General features: G+C 68.0%; 7 protein-coding genes. 2 read left to right on the top strand and 5 right to left on the bottom strand.

Annotated features, from left to right (window positions below):
* Nucleotides 1–11: 11 nt before the first annotated feature.
* The 5 genes from AC3WJR_RS12400 to AC3WJR_RS12380 are packed head-to-tail and all read right to left on the bottom strand — an operon-like array spanning nt 12 to nt 11254.
* On the bottom strand, nt 12–2330 hold the full coding sequence (locus AC3WJR_RS12400) for a GH92 family glycosyl hydrolase (protein ID WP_492725346.1): 2319 nt from the start codon (nt 2328–2330) through the stop codon (nt 12–14).
* Nucleotides 2327–3757 (bottom strand): glycoside hydrolase family 125 protein, encoded by a 1431-nt coding sequence (locus AC3WJR_RS12395; RefSeq protein ID WP_492725345.1) that lies wholly within the window; start codon nt 3755–3757, stop codon nt 2327–2329. Before AC3WJR_RS12395 ends, AC3WJR_RS12400 begins: the two co-directional genes overlap by 4 nt.
* Entirely contained in the window at nt 3754–6303 is a 2550-nt protein-coding gene (locus AC3WJR_RS12390; protein WP_492725344.1) for a glycoside hydrolase family 3 C-terminal domain-containing protein, read from the bottom strand. Before AC3WJR_RS12390 ends, AC3WJR_RS12395 begins: the two co-directional genes overlap by 4 nt.
* Nucleotides 6300–8903, bottom strand: a complete 2604-nt coding sequence (locus AC3WJR_RS12385; RefSeq protein WP_492725343.1) for a beta-mannosidase — start codon at nt 8901–8903, stop codon at nt 6300–6302. The genes AC3WJR_RS12390 and AC3WJR_RS12385 overlap by 4 nt, the downstream gene beginning before the upstream one ends.
* Nucleotides 8903–11254, bottom strand: coding sequence for a beta-N-acetylhexosaminidase (locus tag AC3WJR_RS12380; RefSeq protein WP_492725342.1), 2352 nt, complete (start codon nt 11252–11254; stop codon nt 8903–8905). The genes AC3WJR_RS12385 and AC3WJR_RS12380 overlap by 1 nt, the downstream gene beginning before the upstream one ends.
* Before the next feature lie 241 nt (nt 11255–11495).
* On the opposite strand from AC3WJR_RS12380, the gene AC3WJR_RS12375 reads away from it, so the two are divergent.
* Together AC3WJR_RS12375 and galA are read left to right on the top strand one after the other, a co-directional pair.
* Nucleotides 11496–12233, top strand: coding sequence for a GntR family transcriptional regulator (locus tag AC3WJR_RS12375; protein WP_492725341.1), 738 nt, complete (start codon nt 11496–11498; stop codon nt 12231–12233).
* Nucleotides 12234–12269: 36 nt separating this feature from the next.
* Entirely contained in the window at nt 12270–15182 is a 2913-nt protein-coding gene (gene galA / locus AC3WJR_RS12370) for a beta-galactosidase GalA (protein ID WP_492725340.1), read from the top strand.
* The last annotated feature ends 63 nt before the right edge of the window (nt 15183–15245 follow it).

Here is a 15245-nt window from a genome sequence, read left to right as displayed (position 1 = left end):
AGTCTCCAGGGTCATGCCGAATGGCCGAAGGATGGGGGACGATCGCCGCGTGCCGCACCGAAGCCGGGGTTGGGCTTGGCCGACATGGTGAAGCGGAGCGTGCCACCGGCGCTGAGCGTGGCGTGGTCGATCCAGCTCTTGGTCCAGGGTTTGCCGTTCCAGGTGATTGCAGTGACATAGGGCGTATCGGCGCGGTTGCCGGGTGCGTCGATCGTCAACGTGCGGCGGTCGCCGACGCGCACGTCCGCGCGTTCGAACAGGGGGGAGCCGAAAACATAGACCGCCTCGACCGGATCGACCGGGTAGAAGCCGAGCGCCGAGAAGACGAACCACGCGCTCATCTGCCCGCAATCGTCGTTGCCGATGATGCCGTCGGGCGCGTTGCGGTACATTTCGGTGCATAGCCGCCGGACCATCGCCTGCGCCTTCCACGGCTGGCCGGCATAGGCGTAGAGGTATGCGGTATGCTGGTCGGGTTCGTTGCCGTGCGCATATTGGCCGAGCATCCCCGAGATATCGGGCGGCGCATTGGCGGGGAGTGTCGAGGGCGCGGAGAACATCGCGTCGAGCTTGGCCGCGAACGCCGTGTCGCCGCCGACGTGGGCGATCCGGCTGTAGATATCGTGCTGGTTGAGGAAGGTCGCCTGCCAGCCGTTCGCCTCGGTATAGTCACGCCAGCCGGGGCGCGGCATGTGGCCGAGCTGGATCGGATCGTACGGCGTCCACCATGTGCCGTCGGCGAAGCGGGGGCGCGCGAAGCCCGTCTCGCGGTCGATCACGTTGCGCCAGTTGCCCGAGCGCTTGAGCAGGCGATCGGCGTCGGTGGTCGCACCGGCGGCGCGGGCGATCTGCGCCGACGCCCAGTCGTCATAGGCATATTCCTGCGTGCGGCTGACGCTTTCGAACACCTTGTCCGCGGGGACATAGCCGAGCCGGTCGTACAGGTCGCGCCCGAGGCTGTTGTCCTTGTCGGGGGCGGCGAAATCGAAGCTGCGCTTGGCGATTGCGGGCCAGGCGGCGGCGTAGTCGGCGGGAATGCCTTTCGCGCGGGCTTCGGCGAGCGGGACGACGCCGTGCCAGCCGATCATCGTGCCGGTTTCCTTGCCCTGCAACGGCCACACCAGCGGGCCATAAGGGGATTGCTGCGTCTGGCGGATCAGGTCGTCGATCAGGCTCTTGGTGCGCACGGGCGCGATCAGTGTGAGCAGCGGGTGGAGCGCGCGATACGTGTCCCACAGCGACCAGCTGCTGTAGGCGGCCCCGCCGCGCGGGACCGTGTGCGTCTGCCCATCGAGCCCGACGTACCGCCCGTCGACGTCCGAGAACAGCGTGGGGGCAAGCTGCGCGTGATACAGCGCCGAGGCGAGGATCGTGCGCTGGTCGGCAGTCCCGCCCTCGACCTGGACCGCGCCCAATGTGTCGGCCCAGCTTTTGCGCGCGGCACGCAAGGTGCGGTCGAAGTCCCAATGCGACGCTTCCGCCGCAAGGTTGGCGCGCGCGCCCGCGACATCGACACCCGAAATACCACAGCGCAGCAGCAGCGGTGCCGCCCCCGCATCGTCGAAGTGAAGCGCGAGCTTGAGCCGCTTGCCTGCGACTTGCCGGGTGCCGGCGGGCTGCTCGACATCGCCGTCGCCATAGAAGGTCACGCGGTCGGGGCGGCGCGAGCATTGCAGCGCGAAGTGAATTCGGCGGCCCTTCGCCCAGCGGAACACGCGGCGACCGCCGGTGATCGTCCCGTCGGCGTCGATCGCGAGCGTCGCATCGTCGATCAACGGGGCCTTGTCGGAGGTGTCGTGGACGAGATGCGACAGGTCGATCAGCACATGCCCGGCGCCGTGCGGGAAGGTGTAGCGATGCCAGCCGGTCCGCTCGGTCGTGGTGAGTTCGGCACGCACCCCCGATTCGAGCTGGACACGGTACGAGCCCGGCTCGGCGACTTCGTTTGAATAGCGCTGCCGGTAGCCCGCGTCGGGATTGTCGATCGGCCCGGGGAGCAACTGCACCGGACCCGTCGTCGGCACGACCAGCACGTCGAGCATGTCGCCGATCCCGGTGCCCGACAAATGGGTGTGGCTGAACCCCATGATCGAGCTATCGCCGTGGTGGTAGCCCGAGCACGTATCCCAGCGCGTGACGTCGGTATCGGGGCTGAGCTGGACCATCCCGAACGGCAGGGTCGGGCCGGGGTAGGTATGCCCGTCGCCGCCGGTGCCGACGAACAAATTGGGCGCGGTGGCGGCAGGGCGCGTGGCGGCGCGGAGTGGCATTGCGCTGGCGAGAAGGGCGATGGCGGAACTGCCGATCAGGGTACGACGGTCGATGCTCACAAGGTGCCTTCCAGCAAAGCGGGGCGGGTGTTGGCGACACGGACGATCAGCTCGCCGAACAGGCCGTTGGCCCAGGCGAACCACGAGCGGGTGAATTGCGCGGGATCATCCTGGTCGAAGGTTTCGTGCATGAAGCCGGTGCCCGCGTCGGTATCGCGCAGGGTCTTGAGGCAGGCGCGGATCGTCGCGGGGTCGTCGCTGGAAAGGCCGCGGATGATGAGCGACATCGGCCAGATCTGGCGCAGGCCGACATGCGGGCCGCCGATCCCTTCGCCCGCTTTCCCCCGGAAGAAATAGGGATTGGCGGGGCTCCACGCCGCGGCCTGGGTGCGCAGCCACAGCGGGTCGTTCGCGGGGACGCAGCCGAGATAGCCGAGACCCGACAGCGAGGGGACGTTGGCGTCGTCCATGAAGATCGCATTGCCGAAGCCGTCGACCTCATAGGCCCACACTTCGCTGCCATCGCGCAGCCGCATCCGGCCATGTTCGACCAGCGCACGCGCGACTTCATCGGCGAGCGCGGTGGCGTCCTGCGCGAGCGCCGAGTCCCCGCGCGCGCCCTGTGCGACGACCGCGAGTTCGCGAAGCGCGGTGACCGCGAACAGGTTGGACGGAATCAGGAAGGGATAGAGGCACGCATCGTCCGACGGGCGGAACCCGCAATGGATCAGCCCGACCGGTCGCGACGGGTTGCCGTAGCCGTCGAGCGGCATCGTCTCGATATTGCGATCCGATTTGCGCAGGAAGCTGTACGGCCCGGGACCGTCTTTGCGTTGTTGCACGCGGAAGGTCGCGATGCTCAGCCGCGCGGCTTCGGCCCAGCGTGCGTCGAACGGCGCGCGGTCGCGGGTCGCCTGCCAATAGCCGTGCGCGAGCCGCATCGGGTAGCAGAGCGAATCGATCTCCCATTTGCGCTCGGCGACGCCGGGTTTCATGTCGGTCTTGTCGGACAGCGACCAGCTCAGGTCGGTCTTGGCGGACGGATCTTCCATGAACGCATTGGCATAGGGGTCGATCAGGATCGAGCGCGCCTGGCGCGCGATCAGACCGTGGAAGACTTGCCGCAGCGGCGCATCCGCGCGTGCGAGATGGAGATAGGGGGTCATCTGCGCGGAGGAATCACGCAGCCACAGACACGGAATATCGCCGGTAATGACGAACGCATCGGGGCCGCCATCGACCGTGCTCAGTCTGACGGTGGTATCGAGCGTGTTCGGATAGCAATTGGCGAACATCCAGCGCAGCTTGGGATCGCCGATCTTCGCCGAGACCCGCGCGATCTCGCGCTCGACCGCGCGGCTGGTGAAGCGGCGCGCGTCGACCGCGGGGCGCTTGCTCGGTAGCGGGGTCGCACCGAGCGCGGGCGTTGCGGCGAGCGTAGCCCCCGCCACGCCCCCGAGGATGGCTTCGCGGCGTGTCACGATCATTTCGGGAGCTCCTGCCGGGTGCCGGTGATCGTGAGGTCGATCCACGCGCCCGGCGCGGTGCCGGGCTGACCGCCGCCGACGAAAACGCGATACGCGCCCGGCTCGACCGTGCGCGTGCCGTCGCGCGCGACGAGGCTGAGGCTGCGTGGATCGAGCGTGAAGCTGGCGGTGCGGGTCTTACCGCGCGGCACCGCGAGGCGGGTGAAGCCAACGAGCTGACGCTGGAGGACCGGGGTGGTCCCGCCCCCTGCGGCGGTGGTGGTCGGGACGAGATATGCCTGGACGACTTCCTCGCCATCGCGGCCACCGGTATTGGCGACGCGGACCTGTACCGTGGCGCTTTGCCCCGCGGCGACGCTGACGCGCGCGACCGGCGCGGTATAGCCGTAGCTGGTGTAGCTCAGGCCGTGACCGAAGCCCCAGGTCGGCGTGCCGGTGAAGTAGCGATAGGTCCGCTCCTTCATCCCGTAATCGACGAAGGCGGGCAGGTCGGTCGTGTTGGCGTAGAAAGTGACCGGCAAGCGACCCGACGGATTGTTGCGTCCGGCGAGCGTGTCGGCAATCGCGGTGCCGCCCGATTCTCCGGGATACCAGGCGGCGAGGATCGCATCGGCATTGGCGGGGTCGAGCGCGACCGCACTGCCGCTGGTGAGCACCAGCACGATCGGCTTGCCCGTCGCCTTGAGCGCCGCGATCAGGCGCTGCTGTGCGAACGGCAGCGCAATGTCGGTGCGGTCACCGCCGACGAAACCGGGAACGCTGACCGACAGCGCCTCGCCTTCGAGATCGGGCGACAGGCCGACCGACACGACCACGACGTCGGACGCGTTCGCTGCGGCGACTGCCTCGGCGATCAGCGGTTCGGCGGGGGGGAGCCACAGCAGGCGAACGCCTTCGTCGTCGCTGACATGGTCGAACTCTAGTTTGAACGCGACTGGGCGGCCATCGCTTGTGAACGGAACGTCGATCCGGCCCTTCTTGATCTCGCCTTGCGACAGCGGCTTGCCGTCGATCCACAGCCGCGCGGCATCGTGCGACTTGCAATATTTCCAGCAGGCGGGGGCATCGACGATCAGGCGATAATTGCCCGGCCCCGGTGGCACGAGCTCGCCGGTCCAGCGCGCGCTCCATTGTGCGCCGAGGCCGGGGGCGGGGGCGGCGCGGTTGGTGTCATGATCGATGTGGCGCTCGCGCCGCGTCGCGACGGGGGTGCCGGTCGCGCCGGGGGTGGCGAAATATTCGGCCTGCAAGCCGGGCGCGCCATTCGAGCGGAGTGCGGTCTCGGGGATCGGTACGGCCGAGCCGTCGGCTAGCAGCGAGCCTTGCGCATAGCGGACGTTGGCCGCGCCGAATTCGCGGCGGATCCCTTCCAGCGGCGTGACCGGCGTGATCGCGGTGCCGTGGTAATTGCCCTGGAGCACACCGACGTCATCGGCGTCCGCACCGATCAGCGCGATCCGGGTGCCGGCCTTGAGCGGCAAGCGGTTGGCGTCGTTCTTGAGCAGGACGATCGCCTTGCGCGCGGCCTCCAGCGCGACCGCATGATGGTCGGGCGTGCCGATCTCCTTGGGCGAAATCTTCGACCACGGGCTGGTCGCGCCGTAAGCGATGCCGAGCGCGCGGCGGGCGTCGAGCGCGCGTTGCAGCGAGGTGTCGATCTCCTGCTGCGTGACCAGCCCGCGCTTCAGGGCCTCGGGCAGCGCGGCATAGGTGTTGCCGCAGTTGAGGTCGGTCCCGCCCTTGAGCGAAGCCGCGGCGGCACCCGCGGCATCGAGCCGGTAATGGTGGTACATGTGGACGTTGGCGACCGCATCGCAATCGGACACGGTAAAGCCCTTGAAGCCCCAGTCGCGCCGCAGCCGATCGATCATCAACGGCGCGTTGGCGCATGCGGGGACGCCGAGGATCGAGTTGTACGCGCACATCAGCGACTGCGCCTTGCCCTCGGTCACTGCGAGGCGGAACGCGGGGAGATAGGTCGCTTCCAGATCCTGCGGCGACGGATCGACGTCGAAGCTGTCGCGGCCCGCCTCGGGGCCGCTGTGGACCGCGAAATGCTTGGGCGTGGCGATGACCTTGGGGTGCGCGGGGTCGGGACCCTGCAGACCTGTGACAAAGGCGACGCCGAGCCGCCCGGTCAGATACGGATCCTCGCCATAGGTTTCCTGCCCGCGGCCCCAGCGCGGATCGCGGAAGATGTTGATGTTGGGCGACCAGATCGTCAGCCCTTCGTAGATCTTGCGATCCGCATTCACCGGCTGCGCATTGAACTTGGCGCGCGCCTCGGTCGCGACGACGTCGCCGATCCGCTTGAGCAGCGGCGCGTCCCACGTTGCGGCCATGCCGATCGCTTGCGGGAAGACCGTCGCATAGCCGTTGCGCGCGATCCCGTGGAGGCCCTCGCTCCACCAGTCATAGGCGGGCAGCCCGGCGGCGGGGTCGGCGGGCGCGCTGCTCTGGAGTTGCGCCGCTTTCTGCTGGGGGGTCATGGTGGCGAGGTTGGGCGAGACTTGCGCGGCCTCGGCGGCGAGCAACAACCAGATCATCGGCGGGATCCCAGCGAACGGAGGGTGAGGGCGGCGGCAAGCGCCTTTGGCGTGGCCTTGGACGTGACGGTGATCGTGCGGCTTTCGCCAGGCAACAGGTCGAACCCGTCGTCGGACGGGTGCGCGCCGATGCTGCCGAAATCGAGCATCACCGCGCGCGCGAGCGCGGTTGCGCGCACGGTGACCGTGTCGCCGGACCAAGTCGCGGTCAGGCCAGGGTCGGGGTAGCGCATCGTCTTGGGGACGCCGCGTTCGATGATCGTGCGGCTGACGACCGCATCGCCGATCATCAGTTCGGCGACCGCATAGCTCGTCGCGGGGTCGGCTCCGGCGAACAGCGCCGCATCGTCGAGCTTGGCGACGTCGGTGGCGGACAGCGCGGGGAGCGTGGTTTCCGCGCCTTGCTCGGCGAGCGGCTTGCCCGTCATATCGAACGCGCGGACGCGCCAGCGCGCGGCGATCGGGGTGGTCGCATCCGAGACCAATGCGATCCGGGTCGCATTGTCCTTATGCTCGGCGACGATCACCTGCGGCGCGAAGAAGCGGCGCGCGGCATAATGGAGCAGTTTCCAGCGCCCGTCGTAATCGATGCTCGACCAGGAAATCGACGGCCAGACGTCGTTGAGCTGCCAGTAGAGCGACCCCATCGTCACCGGGCGGCAGGAGCGATGGTGAAGCGCCGCCAGCGCAATCGCCTCGGCCTGGTTGACCTGGCTCAGATAGACGAAGTCGGCGATGTCCTTGGGCTCGCCCAGCCGGTCGCGCATGTAGAGCAACAGGCGGTCATTGCCTTCGCCGGCGAGGAACTTCTGGTGCGCCTTGAGCACCGGGCTGGTCGGCTGGAGCGGGCCGTTGCCCGCGAAGCCGCGCACCGTCGCCATGTCGGGCATGGCCTGAAAGCCATATTCCGACATGAAGCGCGGGCAGGCGTCGAGATAGCGTTCGACCGGCTTGGAGCCCGACCAGACGTCCCAGAAATGCCGGTCGCCCGCTTTGTCGGTATCGGCCGGGCCGTCATAGTCGTTCGAGGGCGAGCCCGGCCAATAGGGCGTGCCCGGCGAGCGGGTCAGCACCGCATCGCGCAACACGCGATCGAACAGCACCGCCATGCCGACGCCGATCCGCTCCTGCTCGTCCGCGCCGACGATTTTCTTGAACGCCTTGCGATCGCTCCAGTTTTCCCAGCCCGACAAAATTTCGTTGCCGCCCGCCCACAGGACGATCGAGGGATGGTTGCCGAGCCGCTCGACCTGTTCCTCCGCCTCGATCTGGACGTTCTTGCGGAAGGCGGCATCGGGCGGGGTGACCGATCCGCCGAACATGAAGTCCTGCCACACCATCAGGCCCATCTCGTCCGCCATGTCGTAAAAGGCGTCGTCGAGATAATAGCCGCCGCCCCAGATGCGCAGCATGTTCATGTTCGCGTCGCGCGCGGCGGTCACCAGCAGGCGCATCGATGCGGGCGTGACGCGGGTCGGGAAGCTGTCGAACGGAATGACGTTCGCGCCCTTGGCGAAAATCGGGATGCCGTTGACGCGGAACCCCATCGCGCCATTGTCGCGGATCAGCTCGACCGTGCGCAGCCCGATGCGGCGGTCCGCGGTGTCGGTTGCGGCCCCGTCCTGTTCGAGCGCGGCGGACACGCTGTACAGGGCCTGCGCGCCGTAACCGACGGGCTGCCAGCGTTGCGGGTGCGCGACCGTGATCGGCAGCGAGACGGCGTTCGATCCTGCGGCGAGTGTCACTGCTTGCGTGACGGTCTGGTTGGTGCCGCCGGGGCCGGTCAGCGTGACGCGGATCTGCGCGGGGCCGGGGCGATCGGCCTGGATCGTGGTTTTCGCGAGCAATCGTGCTTCGGCATCGGACAGTGCATCCTGCTCGACCCGCAGCGTATCGATCCGTGCGCTGTCCCACGCCTCGAGCCGCACCGGGCGCCACGGCCCGACGTTGAGAATGCGCGGGCCCCAGTCCCAGCTGTAGTTATACTTTGGCTTGCGGATGTAGGGCGAGGTCTGGCGGCCCTTGGGCTCGTCGCCGAACGCGGAATCATATTCGCCCGGAAGCGACGCCTTTTGCGCCATCACCATCGGCTGCAACGTCTTGATCGGCGCGGCGAAGGTGACGAGGATCTCGTTCGCGCCGACTTTAAGGAACGGTTTCGCGGCGATCCGCCAGCGGCGATGCGCGTTGTCGGCGGTCAGCACCGCATGCCCGTTGATCGTCACGGTCGCGAAGGTGTCGAGCCCGTCAAACACCAGATCGAGATGATCGCGCGCGAGCAGCGCGGGCGTCACCGCGAGCGTCCGGCGATATTGCCAGTCGGCCCGCCCGACCCACTGGATCGCGGCTTCGTTGGTGGCGAGGAACGGGTCGGGCACGCGGTGGCGCGCGATCAGGTCCTGCTGGATACTGCCGGGCACGCGCGCGGGGAACCAGCGCGCCTCGGGACGGTGCGCGGCGATCGCAGCACCGTCCGACGGCGCGATCCGCGCCTGCCAGCCGTCGTCGAGCTGGATCGCCGAACGCGGCGCGGCAGCGAGCGGTGCGGCGACCGAGGCGAGCAACGTCAGGGCGAAGGCGCTGCGCAAAGCCCGGCGCATCAGCGGCGCTCGGTCAGCTGGACGGACAGCGGCGCGTAATTGGGCCCCTCGGCTGGCGACGTGAATTGGAAGCATAGGTCGTGGTCACCCGTCATTCGTGGAAGCGTAGCGGAAAAGGTCATGCGTGTCGGCGCGGTCGCGGGATCGGGGAGCGGAAAGCTTGCGATCACCTTGGTCGGCGGCGCGTCCTTGGCGGCCGCGCGACCGCTCGTGTCGCGGCACCCGAGCGAAACGAGCAGTTCGCCGTAAGGCGTGACGCGGAAATGCTGGCGCACGTCCGCAGTATCGTGCGCCAGCCCGAAGTTGCGCGCGATCCGTGCGACGTCGACGGTGAAGCCGCCCGCGACGTCGAGCGGGGCGGCGGGATAGACGCTGCACGTGTCGAACACGCCGATGTTGACCGCGGGACCGTTGGTCTCGGCATCCGCGGTCATCGGCATCCGCAACCCGAACGACCGCCCCGGGCAGGCGACGAGATCGGACGGCGTGCGTGATAGCAAGGCGGCGCGGCTCGTGGCGAAGTCCCGGACCTTCGCGGTGGCGATTCCGTCGGCATCGAACGCGGCGGCTTTGATCGTGACGCCGGGCGCGACGGTCAGCGGGGTAGCATAAGCGGCGGACCGCGGGGTCGGCGCGCTACCGTCGAGCGTGTAGCGGATGGTGCCGACCGGCACTTGCGTCGCCAGCGCGACCGTCGTCTTGCCGGTGCGGAGTGCGTCGCCGCGCGTGCTTTGCAGCGTGTAGCCGACCGCGAAGGCGCTGTCCGCGACTTCGATCCCGCCCCGCCGCCAGCGCGCGACCTGCGGCGACAGCCGGTTCGCGAAACTGGCGAAGTCGCGCGGCGCACGCGACCAGGTCGTCTCGGCGAGCGCCGCCGCGCGCGGGAACAGCGCGTGCTGCATCTGGTACGGCGTTACGAGATACTCGCTCCACGCATTCGCCTGCGCGCCGAGCACGTGTCGGGCGTGCGCGGCGTCGATCCCCTTGGGCATCGGATCATAGCCGTAGATCGCGGCGAGGGTCTGGACCTTGAGCCGCCCCGGCGGTTCGTCCGCGCTGCCGCTCTGCAGATTGTCGAGGTACAGCATCGGATCGGGCGACAGGACGACATCGTGCCCCGCATTCGCCGCATCGACCGCGCCCTGCTCGCCGCGCCACGACATCACCGACGCGGACGGGGGCAAGCCGCCCTCGAGGATCTCGTCCCAGCCGATCAGCCGGCGACCCTTGCTCGCGAGATAGCGTCCGAACGTGTCGATCAGCCAGCTTTGCAGCGCGTTCTCGGTCTTGATGTCGAGCGACGCCATTTGCGCCTGCACCTGCGGCGAGCGTTGCCACTGATCCTTGATCGCCTCGTCGCCACCGAGATGGACGTAGCTGCCGGGGAAGACGGCGATCAGTTCGTCGAGCACGTTCTTGACGAAGGTGACGCCCTTGGGGCCGGGGTTGAGCAGATACGGGTTGATCCCCCAGTCGTGCGAGACTGCGGGCCGGTCACCCAATACGCCCAGCTCGGGGTAGGCTGCGACCAACGCTTGAGCATGGCCGGGCAGGTCGATTTCGGGAACGATCGTGATCCCACGATCGGCGGCGTAGCGCACCAGCGCGCGGAGTTCGACCTGGGTGTAGAAACCGCCGACCCGGGTCGTCGGGGCGGGGCCGCCGGTGGACGGCGGCGACCGGAACGCGCCGATCTCTGTAAGTTTCGGATAGCGTTTGACTTCGAACCGCCAGCCCTGGTCATCGGTCAGATGCAGATGGAGCGTATTGAGCTTCACCGCCGCCATCTGGTCGACGATCTTGTACAGCGACGGCATCGGCTGGAAGTGCCGCGCGACATCAACCATCAGGCCGCGCCAGGCGAAGCGGGGGGCATCCGTGATCGTGACGCCCGCGACCGTCACAGGCTTGCCGAACGCCTGATCGGGACTGAGCATCTGCGCCAGCGTCATTGCGCCGTACACGAACCCGTTGCGGGACGCGGCGGCAATGCGGATCCCGGTCGCGTCGACGTCGAGCCGATACGCTTCCGGTCCGGTGATGGTTCGGTCCCGGACGAAGCGGATCGGCGCATCGTTCTTGCCCGTTTGCAGCGTGATCCCGCGGGTCGTCATGACGTGCGCGATCAACAGGCGGGCGGCCGAAGCGGCCTCGGCATCCCCGGGCGGCGTGGCGATTGCAGATTTCGACGAAATGACGAGAGTGCCGGGTTTCGCCGCTATACTCGCTGGAAGAGGCAGCACCGCCAAGGGCTTGGCCGGCGACATCGGCTGCGCTTCGGCGACTGGCGCGACGCCGATCGCGCCGACCGCACCCAGCATCCAGCCAATAGTCTGCGCAAATCTTGCCAAGCCCATTCCTCCGCCCCGTCGAGTGTTCCCGCGTCTTGCTAAGAGGTGTAACCAATATAGGTCCACTTGCAAGCGACCGTCGCAGATCGCTCGTCAGGCAATCCCGGCGGGCGCCCTCGTTTCCGCATACCAATTTGGTTGCGGACTATGCCGATTGATCACCATCGGAACATTGACTAGTCTCGCCTCCAACGAACGTCGCGCGGGCGCGGGGCATCGCGCGCTCGACAAGGGGTGGGCAGTGGCTTTTACACATCAGATCGGGACGTTCCGCGAGGGAAATCCTGCGCCATTGTACCTTCAGCTGCAGCAACTGATCCGCGATGCCATTGGTCAGGACGTGCTCGCGCAGGGCGATGCGATCCCGGCCGAACGCGATCTGGCGACCGATTATGATGTTTCGCGTATTACGGTGCGCAAGGCGATCGGCGGGCTGGTCGAGGAAGGGTTGCTGACACGGCGGCGCGGCGCGGGCACCTTCGTGACCGGGCGTGTCGAGAAGAGCTTCTCCAAATTGTCGTCTTTTTCCGAGGACATGGCGGCGCGCGGCAAGACCGCGTCGAGCAGCTGGATCAGCCGGACGACGGGGACGGTCGATCCGGAGGAAGCGATGTCGCTGGGGCTGTCGCCGGGGACGCCGGTGTTTCGCTTCCACCGTATCCGCTTTGCCGACGAACAGCCGATGGCGCTCGAATTCTCGACCATCGCGGGCTATTGCCTGCCCGCGATCGGCGCGGTCGAGGAATCGCTGTACACCGCGCTCGACAAGGCCGGCAGCCGACCGGTTCGCGCGCTCCAGCGGCTGCGCGCGATCCCGTTCGGGGCGGAACATGCGCGGATGCTCGGGGTCGATGCGGGGCATCCGGGCTTGCTGATCGAGCGGCGGGGGTTCCTGAAAGACGGGCGCGCGGCGGAATTCACGCGGTCCTATTATCGCGGCGATGCCTATGATTTCGTGGCGGAATTGTCGGATCTCTGATCGCCAGCGCGCCTGTCCCTACCCCGGAGTTTTGCCATGAACCGTCGTCAGCTCCTGCTCGCGTCCGCCGCGAGCGCGGCGGGAGCCGCGAGCGGCAGTCTCGCCGCCGCCCCACGGCAGATCGCGCCGGACGACGCGGGCGCGCTGCCGATGCCGCAACCGACGCGAGTGCTGCCGCCGATGCTGCCCGAGATCGATCCGGCGCGGATCCGGCTCGAACGCGGCTGGCGGTTCCATGAAGGCGATGTCGTCCCGCCGCCACCCGCCAATCACGAACAGACCTATCTGAGCGTCAAGGCGGGCAATGCGCAGGGCGCTGCGGCGATGGCGTTCGATGATTCCGACTGGCTCGCGGTGCGGCTGCCGCACGACTGGGCGGCGGCGCAACCCTTTGTCGAGACAGCGAATATCTCGCAGGGCTATCGCCCGCGCGGGATCGGCTGGTATCGCCGCACGCTGCGGCTGGATCCAGCGGATCGCGGTAAGAAGATCGAGCTGCACTTCGATGGAATCGCGACCAATGCGACGATCTGGGTCAATGGGAGCGTCGCGGCGCACAGCTGGTCGGGCTATACCGGGGTCATCGTCGACCTGACCCCGTTCGCGCGGTTTGGGGATGCGGAGAATGTCATCGCGATCCGCGTCGATGCGCAGGCGATGGAAGGCTGGTGGTATGAAGGCGCCGGGATCTACCGCCACGCCTGGCTTGTCAGGCGCGCGGCGGTCGCGATTGCGAGCGACGGTTTGCACGCCGATCCGCGTCGGAAAGCAGACGGACGCTGGCAGGTTCCAGTCGTCGCGACGCTGTTCAGTGTCGATCGCGCGCCGGTTTCGGTCACGTTTGAGGCGGTTTTGCACGACCCGGAAGGGCGAACGGTGGCGCGAGGCGAATCTTCGGTCACGGTTACGCCGTTGGACGATGCCGACGCGACGCTGACGCTCGACGTGGCGGCACCGGGTCTATGGTCGATTGAGACGCCGCAGCTCTATACGCTGGTCGCCACGGTGCGGCGCGATGGTGCGGTGGTGGACGAACGCCGCGTCGCGATCGGCTTCCGCACGATCCGGTTCGATCCGGCGCAGGGCTTTCACCTCAACGACCGGCATGTGAAGATCAAGGGCGTCTGCCTGCATCAGGATCATGCGGGCGTCGGCGTCGCGGTGCCCGATGCGGTGCTGCGCTGGCGGCTCGAACGGCTGAAGGCGATGGGGTGCAATGCGATCCGCTGTTCGCATGGCGCGCCCGCGCCCGAACTGCTCGATCTGGCGGACCGGATGGGGTTCGTCGTGATGGACGAGAACCGCCAGTTCAACCCGGCCCCCGACTACCTCGCGCAGCTCGAATGGCTGATCCGGCGCGACCGCAATCATCCGAGCGTCATCCTGTGGTCGGTGTTCAACGAGGAACCGATGCAGGCAACCGAGGCGGGCGTGGAGATGGTCCGGCGGATGGCGCATGCGGTGCGCAAGCTCGATGACAGCCGCCCGATCACCGCCGCGCTCAACGGGTCGTTCTTCGATCCGGTGACGGTCGCCAACGTGGTCGATGTCACCGGGTTCAATTACTACCAGAACGATTACGATCGCTTCCACGCGCAATTCCCCAAGCGCGCGATGACGAGTTCGGAGGACACCAGCGCCTATGAGACGCGCGGCGCGTTTGCGGGCGATCCGGCGAAGCACATCGCTTCCTCCTATGATGTCGAGAATGCGAGCTGGGGCGACACCCACCGAGCGACGTGGAAGAAGATCGCCGAGCGCGCCTTCGTCGCGGGCGGGTTCGTGTGGACCGGGTTCGACTACCACGGTGAGCCGACGCCTTATGCCTGGCCGACGATCGCGAGCTTTTTCGGGATCCTCGACCTGTGCGGTTTCCCCAAGACCGCCTTCGACATCCATCGCGCGCATTGGGTCGATGATGCGCCCGTCGTCAGCCTCGCGCCGCACTGGAGCTGGCCGGGGCGCGAGGGGCAGCCGATCATGGTGCTGGTGATGAGCAATGCCGAACAGGTGGCGCTGCGGCTCAACGGGCGCGAGCTCGGGACGCAGGCGGTGGATCGCTGGATGGGGAACAGCTGGACGGTGCCTTATGCGCCCGGGCGGATCGAGGTCGTCGCGTTGCGCGGTGGGCGGATCGTCGCGCGGGCGGCGAACGAGACCGTGGGGGCTGCGGTTGCGCTCCGCCTGACGCCTGCGCGAAGCGTGATGGCGGGGGATGGCGAGGATGCGCAGCCGATCACGGTCGATGCTGTCGACGCGCGCGGGCGGCATGTGCCGACCGCGAACTTGCCGGTGCAGTTCACGGTCACGGGGGCCGCGATCATCGGGTTGGGGAATGGCGACCCCAATAGCCACGAGCCCGAGCAGTCGGCAGCTGGATCGGGCGCGCGCTCCTTGTTCAACGGACTGGCGCAGGTGATCGTGCGCGCGGGGGAGGGGCGTGGGCGGATCACGGTCGAGGCGCGTGCGCCCGGATTGGCCGCGGCACGGCTCACGATCGACCAGCTTGCGGTCGCGCCGCCGCCGAAGGTGGAGGTCACGCCCGCGCAGCAACGCATCGCGCAATGGCGGCGGTCGATGCCGTTCGACGCGCGCCCGTCGCCTGAGCTCGCGCCAAGCGATGGCGACAATAACAGCTGGGCGTTCGTTGCGAGCGGCACGGCGACCCCTTCGGGGTCTGGCGGGCGCTGGCGCGTCTATCGGTCGTCGATCGTGCCGTGGCGGGCGGTTGGTGCTGGCGGGGGGCGGTTGCGCTTCGCGGCGGTCGGCGGGCGTGCGGAACTGTGGGTCGATGGCGTGCGGGTCGCGGACAAACCGGGTGCTGCGCCTGCGCCGATCGACGCGCGGATCTCGCCCGGCGGGGGAACACGGCGGATCGTGCTGCTGGTGGAAGCGGATGTGGCTTCGGCATCAGGGGTGATGGGGCCAGTGACGCTGTCGGCGCTGTAGGGTCTGCGGGGTGTGCCCGTGGCTTGAGACAAAGGGGGCCGGCATTCAGTCGCGCACCCCGCC

It is taken from the genome of Sphingomonas sp. FW306-05-A (genome assembly GCF_058782275.1).
This window is presented reverse-complemented; position numbering and strand designations above follow the sequence as displayed.

Bases quoted from the DNA above. Each gene is read 5' to 3' on its own strand.
- AC3WJR_RS12395 (WP_492725345.1), bottom strand. From the start codon at position 3,757: ATGATCGTGACACGCCGCGAAGCCATCCTCGGGGGCGTGGCGGGGGCT.
- AC3WJR_RS12390 (WP_492725344.1), bottom strand. From the start codon at position 6,303: ATGATCTGGTTGTTGCTCGCCGCCGAGGCCGCGCAAGTCTCGCCCAAC.
- AC3WJR_RS12385 (WP_492725343.1), bottom strand. From the start codon at position 8,903: ATGCGCCGGGCTTTGCGCAGCGCCTTCGCCCTGACGTTGCTCGCCTCG.
- galA (WP_492725340.1), top strand. From the start codon at position 12,270: ATGAACCGTCGTCAGCTCCTGCTCGCGTCCGCCGCGAGCGCGGCGGGA.